The following is a 13,076-nucleotide window of genomic DNA, read 5'->3' as shown; positions in this document are numbered from 1 at the left end:
GGTCAGGCTACCGTCATCTGGCCGGCATACAGCACGAACAACCGCAGCAGGAACACGCCCAGCAGCGTCAGGCCGGCGGCGATGCGCGGCAGGGCGGTGATACGGCGTTGCATTGCAGGCAGGCTGCCCGCCGCCAGCGGCGCCAGCATGCCGAGGCCGATAATACCGATCCAGAATACACCACCCCAGAATCCGCTCAGCGCAACCTGCGCCGCCACCGCTTTCTGGCCGCCGCCCAGCATCAGGCCGATGAAGAAAGCAAACAGCAGGAACAGCTCGATCAAGGCGACCGGTTTTTCCAGGTGGTGCAACAGGTGCAGAGTCTGCGGGCAATCACGTCGGCTACGCGCCGAGGTGCCGACCATCATCAACACCGCGATGCCGGACGTGACGCCGGACACCAGAAACAGCACCGGCAACACCGGGTTATTCAGCAACGGGAACGATTTCAACGCCGAGAGCAAAAAGCCGGTGTAGCAGCCGAGCAGCAACGCCAGCACCAGCAGCACATTTTCCACCGGACGTATGCCGCGGGTGACCAGGGCGACCACCCGGTTTAGCAACGCGTGCAATGCTGCCGGCAACCGGTGTTCGCTCCAGGCCAGCAGCGGTTGGCGATACAGGCTGGCAAGCCACAGGAACATCACCAGCATGTACACCTGAAACAGCATTACCCCCAGCGACATGATGGAATGGGGATTATAGAAAATCATCAAATACCAGAAGGTGATGGGGCGGGCGAGGTGGAAAATCAGGATAACCAGCCCGACTACCACCGACAGCGGCGCGACGATCGCCGTGGCGGTAATCAACGGGTTGGCGTGTTGATTTTCCGCAGGCAGGTAGCGGCGAAACAGCAACGTCAACACCATCATCCCGGATGAGATCCCCACCAACAGCAGGTAAACGGCGATCGGCCAGTCCCACACCAGCGAATGAAAATGAAAGGCATCATGCATGATCGCTCTCTCCGTATTTACCCGGTATGCGGTAAAGGTTGGGGCCGGTGCCCAGGTAGACTTTGCTGCGGTAGATAGGATTGCTTTTGATCATTTTCGAGATATCGCTGTCCGGATCGTTGAGGTCGCCGAATACCAGCGCCTTGGTCGGGCAGATCTCGACGCAAGCCGGTCTTTTGCCGGCCGCCAGATTGGTTTCCCGACAAAAATTGCACTTATCCGCGGTATTGGTTACCGGGTTGATAAAGCGTACGTGGTACGGGCAGGCGGCGATGCAGTAGCGGCAGCCGACGCAGCGTTTGTCGTTGACGTCGACAATGCCGGTCAGTGCGTCTTTGAACGACGCGCCGGTCGGGCAAACGGACACACAGGGCGGGTTATCGCAGTGCTGACAAGACTGACGAAAGAACTGTTTGACGGGTTTACTGGTGTCGGTGGCGGGGATATCGACGGTTTGTATGATATCCAGCCGGGTGACGCCCTCCGGCACCTGGTTGGTTTTACGGCAGGCGGTCATACAGGCTTTGCAGCCGATGCAGCGCAGCTCGTTGTGCAGTATGCCGTATTTGACGGGGCGCGGGCCGACGGAAGGCGCCGTGGTTTCCTGCGCGGCGGCCGGCAAACCACTGCCGGAAACGGCCAGCGCACTGCCCATAATGGCAATAAAACGGCGTCGGGTGTAATTTTCCATAAAATAACCTTTCAGAAATCGAATATCGGTTTGCAGCAACGACTCTCTGCTCTGCAATAAATCTCTTTTTATTTTCTTATTCACCCGTCATGAGTGCGCACAGTGAATAACAACAATTCTCATATATTAAAAATAAGAGGTGTTTGAAAATAACGCGTGTCGGAAAATAAAATATCTTGATGGGAATAATTGGAACACGCGCACCAGACGGGATATGTGGCGCGCTTCACATTTAACTTTTTGTATATCCGGATAAAAATAATTGCAAAATACGATAACTGGCCAAAATAATGTTATTATTGTCGTGAGTTTTATTATTAATGTTATTTTTGTTGTTTGTTTTTGTTGTTAATATGTCTTTTTGATTTGTATAATAAAACCCTTTTCTGGCCAAAATGAATAAAAATGATGTGGCGCAATAGTTCAATCGCGCGGTACGTTATTTTTGTCTATACCCTTCATACTTCAAGTTACAGGTGCGTTGGCTGCCCTCACTCACCCCAGTCACTTACTTGTGTAAGCTCCTGGGGATTCGCTCGATTGCCGCCTTACTGCAACTCGAATTATTTAGGGTATATACCCGTCATACTTCAAGTTGCAGGTGCGTTGGCTGCGTTCGTTCACCCGAATCACTTACCTGAGTAAGCTCATCGGGATTCACTCACTTGCCGCCTTCCTGCAACTCGAATTATTTTGTGTATATACATAAAAAGCGAAGAATAAAAAAACGCCTCTAACGAGGCGTTTCAGCGAAATGGCGATCAACTGATTAATGACTATCAGCCATTAATGACGATCAGCCGGTTATGGCTTCAACTGACGGTCCAGAAACTGAATCACTTTCTGCATGATTTCCGGTTGCATCCAGTAAACGCCGCCATGCTCCGCACCTTTCACCACGTAATAGGTGCTGTTAATACCTTGGGCTACCAGCGCCCGGTGCAGGATTTCGGTTTGACGCGGGGAAACCAGCGTATCGGCGCTGCCGTGCATGATTAAAAAGGGCGGCGTGTTCTTGCTGATATAGTTGATGGGGTTGGCGGCGGCGGCTTTCTCCGGGAAGCGGGTAATCGGGCCGCCCTCGTTGAATACCGCGGTGCCGTTGACCCAAATCGCTTCGGTGGCGGACGGCGAGGTGTGTTTCTGCACTACCTCGTCCGGGAAGCCTTCGCCGACGCGGGTCAGGTCCGACAGGCCGTAGAAGTCGATCACCGCTTGAACCTGGCTGCTTTGATCGAGGTGTTCGCCACGGTCAAATTGCTTGTTGCCGCTGGTCGTGCCGGCGAATGCCGCCAGATAGCCGCCGGCGGAAGCGCCGAACACCGCCACATGACCGGCATCGATGCCGAATTTACCGGCGTTGGCGCGCAGATAGCGAATGGCGGATTTCACGTCTTCCAGCGGTGCCGGGAATAGCACGGTGGGTGCGACGCGGTATTCCATGCTGGCGACCACGTAGCCGGCTTCCGCCAGTTTCAGCCGTTGCTGGATGTAGTTGTCTTTATTGGCGTTAACGAAGCCGCCGCCGGTAATAAACAGCACGGCGGGCTGTGGTGATTTGGCTTCCGGCTGCAGGATATCCATCTTCAACGCGACGTTGGGGTAGCCACGAATCGGCACCTGGGCGTAAACCACGTCGGAAATCAGTTTAACCGACGGCTGGCGCGGGGTCAGGGTCAGTTCATGGATGTTGTCTGCTGCCATCGTACTGGTAACCTGAGCGGCTCCGGCGATCATAACGGAAGATAACAGTATCATCTTGAGTGGCGGGGTACGCATGAATTATTCCTTAAAAAATTATTATCCAAGAATTGTTTTTTGAATCAATATGCAAGTAGGTAGACGAACGCAGGAAAAGTCATCATGCAGGCTATCATAGCTGGGATTAATGCAAATGTGCTTAATCTCACATTAGTATTTTTGCAAGTTAATATAATTAGTATTCGGTAAGGTTATAAATAAATATAATCATGATAAGTATAAAACGAGCACTCTATTACCATGAGCTGGTACGGAAAGGGAGTTTTACCCGTGCGGCTAAATCACTCAATATCTCACAGGCTTTTCTTTCTCAGGAAATATCCCGACTGGAGCAGGAGCTGGAACGAAAACTGATTAATCGCACCACCCGGCAATTTGCGTTAACGCCATTCGGCGAGGCGTTTGACGAAAAAATCAAGCCGTTGATTCGCGAGTATTATGATGTAGAACAATTTGTGCAATCGTACGAAGAAAGTCAGGATGGCGCCCTGATGGTCGGGGTGATTCCTATCTTCAACCGGTTGACATACTACGATGTGTTTACGCTATTTCAGAAACAGCACCCGAATATCGAGTTGTCTTTTATTGATGGCGTGAGCAGCGACCTGTTGGAAAAGGTTCGAAACGCCGAGATTCACGTGTCGCTCTCTACGCCGTTTGATGATTATTTGCAGGATCCGCTGTTTAATCACACCATTTTCCAGGATGACAATCTGGTGGCGGTGATGGCGGCCGGCCATCCGCTGGCGGAGCACCCCAGCCTGACGCTGGAGCAATTGGCGCTGGAGCGGCCGATTGTGCCGCAGAAAGGCACCGGCGAACATGCGGCGGTGTCGGCGGCGTTCAGCCGTGCCGGGCTGGCGGATACCTGCTTTCGCGAGTGCAGCAATCTCGACATCATTATGGATTTGGTGATGCATCACGGTGGGGTGGTGTTTCTGTGCACCTCGGTGGCAAACAGCCTGAAGGGGTACGATATCGCCATTCGTCCGGTCGCTACGCCGATCACCCGTACCTTTGCCGTAAGCTACCTTAAACGCAGCGCCAGCATTCCGATGGTGCGCCGTTTTCTGGATTTTATGGAACACAATCATCCGATACGGCGTGAATAATGGCTGATGGAAAAGGAGCACGGTTCTCGGGCGACGATGCGTGCCCGATAACCGCGAGTCTAACGGACGGTAAGCGTTGGTTGAATACGAACGGTTTCCCCGCGTTGCGCTTCGCCGCTCAGCACCCGTTGCAGATGGCTTATCACCTGTGCCACCAGTTGCTCCACCGGTTGGCGTACCGTGGTTAACCGGTAGCCTTCCCAGGCAGCTTGCGGTGTATCATCGCATCCCACCACCGTGCAGGCCGGGCCGCCGTTTAGCCTGAGCGCATCCAGCGCGCCGAAGGCTAACGCGTCGCAGGCGCAGAATACGCCTTCCACCGTCGGGTGCCGTTGCAGCAGGCGGCACATAGCACGGTAGCCGCTGTGGTAAGCGTAATCCGGGTTATCGGCTACCATCGGTTCCGGCCGACCACGGCTGACCAGACGCTGACGAAAACCCGCCAGCCGTTCCAGCGAAGCCTGCCCATCCTGACGACCGGCGATATAGGCCAGCCGGGTCAGCCCCAGCGAAATCAGATGGTCGGCCGCCAGTTCGCCGGCCAGCCGGTTATCGGACAGCACCGCGGTAACGGTTTCCCGCTGGTCTTCCCGGCCCATCAACACCATCGGCAGCGACAGCTCCAGACAGCGCTCGGTGGTTTCCCGCGACAGGCTACCGGCAGAAATGATCGCCGCTTCCACCTGCCATGACAGCGCTTGCTGCAACCGGGCGCGGATATCGCACTGTTCGGTGACGCTGACCAGCATCGGCACCAGACCGTGTTGTTGTAGCGCCTGCGTCAGCAGATTAAACAGCCAGGGCTGGAACGGATTATCGAATTCGCCCATCACCACCGCCACGATGCCGGAGCCGTGTCGCCCGGAATTGACCAGCGCCCGCGCCAGCGCATTGGGACGATAGCCCAGCGCATCCGCCGCCGCCAGCACCCTTGCACGGGTCGCCTGGCTGACCTTGCCCGGCGCAGAATACGTGCGCGACACTGCCGATGGCGAAACACCGGCGCAGCGAGCGACATCAATCGAGGTGATGCGTTTTTTATTCATGTCCGGCTTCCTTGATGATGTGCCAGCTACCGTTGCGGCAGTGCGCCCGGTCGCCCTGTTCCGGCAGAAATACGCCGGACGAGGCCGCGATAACCTGTTGCAGCGCCGCTTTTTGCGACTGTTGTACGTGGTACAGGCCCAGCCGCGCACCCGGTTTGCGCGCCAGCGTCTGTACCTGCGGCCAGTTACCGTGCCCGGTGTTGTTCATGGCTTGCAGTGAAAAACATTCCACCAGCGCCAGATCCGCCTGCGCCAGCAGTGCGGCACCGGCCGTGGTGACCTGACCGTCGCCGCTATAGAACAGCGACCCCTGTTCGCCACTGAGATACAGCGAACGGTTGGGCACCGAGTGGCGGGTCGGTGCGGTCTGGCAGCGCCACGGCCCCAGTTCGCTCAGGCTTTCGCTGTCCTGCCAGTCAAGGGTAAACAGCGGCCGACCGGCGGGCCAGAAGGCGAAATCCGCCAGACGCTGCAACTGCGGCCGTTGCTGACGCGGCGCGATAAGGGTCAGCGGCGCGGTGCGCCCGCAGGATTCGCACCAGTTAAGCCAGGTGGTCAGGCCGAGTACGTGGTCGGGGTGGGCGTGAGTCATGTAGATGGCGTGAATGTCGTCCGGCGCGGTCTGGCGCTGCCACAGCGCCTGCGGTACCGTCGGGCCGCAATCTACCAGCAGTTGGAATCCGCCTTCGCTGACCTGTATCGCGGCGTTGACCCGCTGGCTGTCGTAGGCTTCGCCGCTGCCGAGGATGTCAAGCTCCATGCCTGTGCTCCTGTTGCCCGGCGTGAGGCGACGACGGTAAACGCCGGCCGTCGGCATCAAACCAGTGGCAGTGTTCCGCTACGACCTGTAGCGCCAGCTCCTGACCGAGGCGCGCCGGGGTGCGGCTTTCCACCACCAGTTTCATACCGGGTTCATGGATGAAGTGACCATGCAGGTGATACTGCGCGCCCAGATTTTCCACCAGATCGACCTGAAAGGTTGGGGTACCCTCGGCAATCTCGAAGGCGTCCGGGCGAATGCCGAGGGTCACGGCACGCTCATCATGTACCAGCCGTTGCAGCCACGGCGACAGTGTTTGATTGGGCGACGGCATTTGGCCGGGCGACAGCGGAAAAAAGTTCATTTCCGGCGTGCCGATAAACCCGGCGACAAAGGTCGTGGCAGGCTGGTGGTACAGCTCTTCCGGCGTTCCTACCTGCGCGATGCGGCCTTCGTGCAGCACGACGATGCGGTCGGCCAGCGTCATCGCCTCCACCTGATCATGGGTGACGTAAATCATGGTGGCGGCCAGTTGCTGATGCAGCGCCTTCAACTGCACCCGGGTGTGGGTGCGCAGTTTGGCGTCCAGATTGGACAGCGGTTCGTCGAACAGAAACAGGCGCGGTTTACGCACGATGGCGCGGCCAATCGCCACCCGCTGGCGCTGGCCGCCGGAAAGTGCGCCGGGTTTACGGTGCAGCAACGGCGTCAGTTGTAGCCTCTCCGCCACCTGTGCCACTTTTTCGTCAATCACCTGACGTCGTTCTCCCGCCATCTTCAGCGCGAAGCCCATGTTTTCCGCCACGGTCATGTGCGGGTACAGCGCGTAGGATTGGAAGACCATCGCCATTTCCCGTTGGCCCGGCGGCTGGCGCGAAATATCCTCGCCGCCCAGCAGGATCTGCCCGCTGTCTTGTTGTTCCAGCCCGGCGATAGTGCGCAGCAGCGTTGATTTACCGCAGCCGGACGGGCCGACGAACACCACCAGTTCGCCCTGTCGGATATGCAGGTCGATGCCGTGCAGCACCGGTTGACGACCGTAGCGTTTGGCGATTTGATGTAAGCGTAATTCACTCATCCGCGAGTCCTATTTCTGGCTGACGGCAAAGCCGCGCAGCAAATAACGTTGAACAAAGCCCGCCACCAGCAGCACCGGCAGTGAAGACAGCAACCCGATGCTCATCAGTTCTCCCCAGTAGATCTGGTTTTCGGTCATAAAGTTGGCGATAAATAGCGGCAGCGTGAACTGCTGCGGGGTTTGCAGGTACAGCAAGGCGAACAGAAATTCGTTCCACGCCATGATCAGGGTGAAAATCGTGGTGGCGACCAGACCGGGAGCGCACACCGGCAGCACGATGTAGCGCAGCCGCCGCCACAGCCCGGCACCGTCCATCGCGGCGGCTTCTTCCAGCGACAGCGGCACATCGCGGATAAAGCTGAGCAGCATCCAGATACAAAACGGCAGGGTATAGACCTGATACGCCAGCATCAGCCCGGTCAGGCTGTTAAGCAGATGCAGCGACTTGAGCAACGAATACAGCGGGATAGCTACCACCATCGGCGGCATCATTTTGACAAGCAGCACCAACAGCAGGAACAGGCTGTCCAGCCGTGCCGGGAAGCGGTGGCGCGCCAGCGTATAGGCGGCCAAAAAACCGGTCAGCAGCGAGAGCGCCGTGGCGCCGGCGGCGACCCACAGGGTATTGAACAGCCGTGCGCCAACGCCGTTGTCCAGCAGGCTTTTGAGGTGAGTGAGCGTCCACTGTTGTGGCCAGAACGGGCTACTCAGACTGGAAAATTCCGCGGTAGATTTAAACGCCGTCGCCGCCATCCACAGGATCGGCAGGGTGAAAAACAGCAACGCGACGGCCAGCGCAAACGCACGCAGCGCCATCAGCCAGTAGGGGAGTCTCATGCGTTTTTCCCTCCGCGCAGCAACTGCCAGGCGTAGACCAGGCTCATGGCGGCGGCGAACAGCAGCATGATCACCGCGCCGGCGCTGGCGAGCCCCAGATTGAAGAACTTGAAGCCCTGCTGATAGATATACAGCGACAGCGTTTCGGTGGCATAACCGGGACCGCCGCCGGTCAGGGCGTACACTTTGTCGAACAGCTTGAAGGTGTCGATGGAGCGCAGCAGCAGCGCCAGCATAATCGGCTGGCGAACCAGCGGCAGCGTGACGTACCACAGCCGTTTCCAGCCGCTGGCGCCGTCGCTCTCGGCGGCTTCCAGCAGGTCTTTGGGGATGCCCTGCAACCCGGCGAGAATGATCAGACAAGCCATCGGCGTCCATTGCCAGATATCCACCAGCATCAGCGACCACAGCGCCAGATGCGGGCTGGACAACCACGGTTGCGGCATCAACCCCAGCGCGCTCAGGCAATTATTCAGCAGGCCGACATCGTAATGAAACCACAGGCGCCAGATAGCCGAGCACACCAGCGTGGAGATCATCATCGGGTAAATCAGCAGGCTCAGCACCCACTGGCGACCGGGAAAATGGCGGTACAGCAATAACGCCAGCGCCAGCCCCAGCAGCACTTGCAACAGCGAACTGCCGAACGAGAACAGCAGGGTGTTTTTCAGGCTGGTGGTGAAAAACCAGTCGGCGAACAACTGGCGGTAGTTTTCCAGCCCGACCCAACTGCGGCTGGCGGCGGCGTAATCCACCTTGCTGAACGAGTAGAGCAGCATCTGGCCGATGGGATAGAGCGTCAGCAGTAGCAGCAGCGTGGCGGCGGGCATCAGCAGCAGCCAGCGTTGCCAGCGGGAATCAAAATGCATGGGATGTCCTTGCATGGGCAGGCCGTAGCCCGCCCGACAACAGTGATTTCAGTGCGGGTTACTTCAGTACTTGCGCGATCTTCTGATTGGCCTGCTGCAACGCGACTTGCGCCGGCATTTGATCCATCAGCGCCAGTTGCAGGTAGTCGCCGAGGAGGCTTTCCACTTCCTGCCAGTTGCGGATACGCGGGCGCGCCTTGCCTGCTTCCAGCGCCGCCAGTTGCGCCGGATACCAGCGGTATTTCTGCACCACCTGCGCATCCTGATAGACGCTGCGGCGAGTCGGCGGTAACCCCAGTTCCAGCGCCAGCGCTTTCTGGTTTTCCGCGCTGGTGAGGTAGCTCAGGAATTGTTGCGCCAGTTCGTTGTGCCGGCTGTTTTTGGCGATCGCCATCTGCCAGATGCCCAGCATCGGCGACGGGCCGGCGTTCTGTCCCGGTGCCGGTTGCAGCGTCATGTTGCCGACCACTTTGGATTTGGCGGCGTCGTCCAGCGTTGCGGCCCAGGCCGGCCAGACTTCGATTGCCATCGCCGCTTTGCCCTGTTCCATCGCCTGGCGCACATCGGCGGCGTTGTACACTTCAACCCCGGTAGGGGCGAAGGCTTTCAGCGCTTTCAGGGTATTGAGCGCCTGTAGCGCTTGCGGGGAATCCAGCGACGCTTTGCCGTTGGTGACAACATTGCCGCCGTAGGCCCATAACATCGGCATAAAGCCGGAAACGATCGGGTTGCCTTTCATGCCGCGGAACACTACACCGGAGACGCCCGGCTCCTGCTGTTGCAGGGTGTTGGCATCGTTCAGCACCGCGTCCCAACTGGCGGGCGCCTTGAGCTGGTGTTTATCGAACAGATCCTGGCGATAAGCAAACATCGCCACGTTACCGACCACCGGCAGGCTGTACGCCGGGCCGCTGTTCTCCGGCACGCGCGAGACGTTCAGTACCGCCGGAATGAAGTCACTGCTTTGCAGGTTGTCTGGCAACGGTTGTAGCCAGCCGTTACCGGCGAATTCCGGGCTCCAGCTGTCGTCCATCAACATCAGGTCGTAGGCCGAGGCGTTTTCCCGCAGGGAAATCACCAGCTTTTCATACAGATTGGCGTAGGGCAGTTTCAGCAGTTCGATCTGCTTGCCGGGGTGCTGCTGCTGAAAGCGAGCCAGTGTGCTGTCGAGCGCTTTGCCGTAAACGTCGTCGCGCCCGGCGATGATCAAATCAGCGGCCTGCGATGCCATGCTGCACGCCAGACCCACGGCGAGCAACAGACGGGAAAGGGAAGTCTTACTGTGTGAGTGAGTGGTGTTGCCAGATGTTTTTTGTTCAGACTCGTTTTTGCCAAACATATTCTTGCCAAACATAGTGAGCGCCTTTTGTCAGGAGTGCATACGTTTGCACCGGCGCTATCTTTGGCGACGAGGATGACAGAAACATGAAAGCAGGATGAACAATCCGAGATGGGGTGACGACAACGGGAAGCCGTTATCGGGCTTCCCTGATCCCGTCAGGCTTTCTTGGGCTGACGGGCGAAACTCACCATCAACTGAATGCCGTTAATCAGCACCAGCAACGCAGTAACCAGAAATACCCAACGGTAACCCAACGTGGCGGAAACGGTGGAGCCGAGCAGCGGCCCGACCACGTTACCCAGATACATACAGGATTGGTTATAACCGAAAATGCGTCCGGTGACTTGCTGGCTGCTGTATTTCACCAGCAGAGCCTGTACCGCCGGCATCAATGCACCATCGGCGAACCCCAGCGCAAAGCGTAAAATCCCGAGCTGGACTGAGCTTTGTACCGCCGACATCAGGAAGAACAGCAACGCACACGCGAATAACGCCACGATCAGTATCCGCTGGGAGCCGATGCGATCACCCAGCCGGCCAAGGTGCGATGCGGATAAAAGCGCGGATACCCCCGGCACGGCGGCGATAACGCCGCTGACGAAGGCGATGTTATCAATATTGGGCGAGAGGTCGCGGATAAACAGCGTCAGGATTGGGCTGATGGAGCCGTTCGCCATCTGAATCATCATGGTGGTGAAACACAGGCTGATAATCAGCAACGGATAAGGCAGTGAGGCGAACACCGCCCGGCCGCTGAGCTGTGCTTTTTTGCCGACGCTAATCGCGTTTTCACGAATGGCGAACAACGTAATCAGAAAGCAGATAAACAGCAGGGCGGAGGTGATGAAAAATACCATGCGCAGGCCGATGGTATCGGCCATGAAACCGCCAAGCAGCGGGCCAATCAACACGCCGGCGACCTGCCCGGTAGAGAGTGTGCCGAGCGCCCAACCGCTGCGGCTGCGCGGCACCTGCGAGGCAATCAGCGCCATGGCATTGGGAATGTAGCCGGAAGTGAGCCCCATCAGCGTGCGCAGAATAAACAGTTGCCAGACGTTGGTGGCCAGGCCTTGCAGCGCCATGACGATAGACATGCCGAGCGCGGCGCGCAGCAACATCAGCTTGCGCCCCTTGCGGTCGGCCAGACTGCCCCACAACGGCGCGACAATCGCGGAAACCAGAAACGAGGAACTGAACACCAGACCCGACCACAGATTGAGGGCGGTATGATCGCTGACCCCCAGATGTTCGATATAGAGCGGCAGAAACGGCAGTATCTGACTCATGGCCATGCCGGTAAAAAAGCATCCCAGCCAGGCGGAGAAAAGGTTGAGTTTCCAGGTTTCCATAGGGCAGGTTTTACGTCGTCAGTGAAAGGCCGGGGCGCCCCGCGCCAGTGTCGCGCTGAATTGCGCGGCACCGCCTAGTATGGCCGCTTTTGTCTTAGCCGGGAAATAATTTTATAGATCAAAGTATCATGCATTGCCGACAATGGATCGGCTTTTGGGGCAGGCGTACTGATTACGCGGCTTGATTTTGGATTTATAGGAATTTAACAAAAAAAGCCGCCCTGAAGGACGGCTATAAACTTTGCAGTTTTACCTGTTCAAGCTTGCGCCTTCGCAGGTTCCAGCCCTATTAAAGGAACCAGTTGATCAATTGCAATATTTCAGCAATCAAGTTCAGAATCGCAATAATAAGCTTCATCATCCCCCGCACCTCCATCTCTGTGGCGCGTAGGTTACTAAGCGGTCCCCATACCTCTATTCCGCCCTTCCGGTTACGCTATTCACTTTGCTAAAAGAATAATTTCACCACGCTGCCGCCCAGGCTTCCGGGTGCGAATCCGGGAGAGGGCTATACTTTTACCACCTGCTTGCCGATGGTTCAGGTATTCTGTTTATATCCAAATTCGGTTTGAAGAGCTTGATCTGGCTACGCTCAGGAGCGGTTTCACGGTTTAGCTGAGGAGCATTATATACCCGTCGTACTTCAAGTTGCAGGTGCGTTGGCTGCGTTCGTTCACCCGAATCACTTACCTGAGTAAGCTCATCGGGATTCTCTCTCTTGCCGCCTTCCTGCAACTCGAATTATTTTGGGTATAGACAGTAAACTAGGCTAATCAAACGTCGGTTTGATAGAATATTCAACATGTCGTATAATCAATTTGCTAAAAGAAGAATTTCACCATACTGTAAGCCTGACGCCCGCGAAGCTGCTGGCTACAGAGCAAATAACCCGCCACTGCGCGGGTTATTTGCTTTATGAGGGCAGTATTCCTGATTCTGGCTTATGGGGAAAAACACTATGTGTCAGCCACATAGCATGTTGCGGCGTAAAACTGGTGAACCTCAAACCCTCTTTTTTGTGATTTGAGTCACAAAAGTATTGCATCAGGATTCAACAAAACGTACAATCTTTTACCAGAAAGTTCACAAATCATTCATGAGTCAAGGTGATCGACGTGCGTAAATTACTGAAAAAACTTCTGGTCGCTTATGTTAATGCTTACAAAGACATCCCGCCGGGTGCCATGCATTAATTGCCCAGAGCAAACCAGTATTAAACAAGAAGGCCGCTATAACAGCGGCCTTCTTGTTTTCGTCGGTTATGAACGACTC

The 13,076-nt window shown here is 56.7% G+C and carries 12 protein-coding genes; 2 read left to right on the top strand and 10 right to left on the bottom strand.

The genetic code is table 11. The features are described from left to right. Positions 1 to 2: 2 nt before the first annotated feature. The 3 genes from nrfD to DCH402_RS16200 form a co-directional block, all read right to left on the bottom strand. A complete protein-coding gene (gene nrfD / locus DCH402_RS16210) occupies positions 3 to 959 on the bottom strand; it encodes a cytochrome c nitrite reductase subunit NrfD (protein WP_040002256.1) in 957 nt (318 codons plus the stop codon). Then, positions 952 to 1,650 (bottom strand): 4Fe-4S dicluster domain-containing protein, encoded by a 699-nt coding sequence (locus DCH402_RS16205; RefSeq protein WP_040003667.1) that lies wholly within the window; start codon positions 1,648 to 1,650, stop codon positions 952 to 954. The genes nrfD and DCH402_RS16205 overlap by 8 nt, the downstream gene beginning before the upstream one ends. An 804-nt stretch (positions 1,651 to 2,454) precedes the next feature. Further along, a complete protein-coding gene (locus DCH402_RS16200; protein WP_040002255.1) occupies positions 2,455 to 3,429 on the bottom strand; it encodes an alpha/beta hydrolase in 975 nt (324 codons plus the stop codon). A gap of 191 nt (positions 3,430 to 3,620) precedes the next feature. On the opposite strand from DCH402_RS16200, the gene DCH402_RS16195 reads away from it, so the two are divergent. Then, complete coding sequence (locus tag DCH402_RS16195) at positions 3,621 to 4,523, top strand: LysR family transcriptional regulator (protein ID WP_040002254.1); 903 nt, start codon at positions 3,621 to 3,623, stop codon at positions 4,521 to 4,523. Positions 4,524 to 4,582: 59 nt separating this feature from the next. On the opposite strand, the gene DCH402_RS16190 is transcribed toward DCH402_RS16195, so the two are convergent. The 7 genes from DCH402_RS16190 to DCH402_RS16160 all read right to left on the bottom strand — a co-directional run bounded on the left by DCH402_RS16190 (position 4,583) and on the right by DCH402_RS16160 (position 11,804). Beyond that, positions 4,583 to 5,569: a LacI family DNA-binding transcriptional regulator gene (locus tag DCH402_RS16190; protein WP_040002253.1), complete on the bottom strand. Its 987-nt coding sequence runs from the start codon at positions 5,567 to 5,569 to the stop codon at positions 4,583 to 4,585. Beyond that, a complete protein-coding gene (locus DCH402_RS16185) occupies positions 5,562 to 6,329 on the bottom strand; it encodes an MBL fold metallo-hydrolase (protein WP_040002252.1) in 768 nt (255 codons plus the stop codon). Before DCH402_RS16185 ends, DCH402_RS16190 begins: the two co-directional genes overlap by 8 nt. Further along, positions 6,319 to 7,407 (bottom strand): ABC transporter ATP-binding protein, encoded by a 1,089-nt coding sequence (locus DCH402_RS16180; RefSeq protein WP_040002251.1) that lies wholly within the window; start codon positions 7,405 to 7,407, stop codon positions 6,319 to 6,321. The genes DCH402_RS16185 and DCH402_RS16180 overlap by 11 nt, the downstream gene beginning before the upstream one ends. Before the next feature lie 9 nt (positions 7,408 to 7,416). Then, positions 7,417 to 8,244: a carbohydrate ABC transporter permease gene (locus DCH402_RS16175; RefSeq protein WP_081642175.1), complete on the bottom strand. Its 828-nt coding sequence runs from the start codon at positions 8,242 to 8,244 to the stop codon at positions 7,417 to 7,419. Next, a complete protein-coding gene (locus DCH402_RS16170) occupies positions 8,241 to 9,113 on the bottom strand; it encodes a carbohydrate ABC transporter permease (RefSeq protein ID WP_040002250.1) in 873 nt (290 codons plus the stop codon). Before DCH402_RS16170 ends, DCH402_RS16175 begins: the two co-directional genes overlap by 4 nt. Positions 9,114 to 9,171: 58 nt before the next feature. Continuing rightward, the gene (locus DCH402_RS16165; RefSeq protein WP_040002249.1) at positions 9,172 to 10,467 is read right to left on the bottom strand and encodes an ABC transporter substrate-binding protein; all 1,296 of its coding nucleotides are present in this window, start codon (positions 10,465 to 10,467) and stop codon (positions 9,172 to 9,174) included. Positions 10,468 to 10,610: 143 nt separating this feature from the next. Further along, a complete protein-coding gene (locus DCH402_RS16160; RefSeq protein WP_040002248.1) occupies positions 10,611 to 11,804 on the bottom strand; it encodes a multidrug efflux MFS transporter in 1,194 nt (397 codons plus the stop codon). A gap of 1,106 nt (positions 11,805 to 12,910) precedes the next feature. Here DCH402_RS16160 and azuC point away from each other — a divergent pair. Beyond that, positions 12,911 to 12,997 (top strand): stress response protein AzuC, encoded by an 87-nt coding sequence (gene azuC, locus DCH402_RS23425; protein WP_152486968.1) that lies wholly within the window; start codon positions 12,911 to 12,913, stop codon positions 12,995 to 12,997. The last annotated feature ends 79 nt before the right edge of the window (positions 12,998 to 13,076 follow it).

The sequence above is a fragment of the Dickeya chrysanthemi NCPPB 402 genome (assembly GCF_000406105.1).
GTDB lineage: Bacteria > Pseudomonadota > Gammaproteobacteria > Enterobacterales > Enterobacteriaceae > Dickeya > Dickeya chrysanthemi.
Note: the sequence above shows the minus strand (reverse complement) of the source record. Positions and strands in the feature narration are given on the sequence as shown.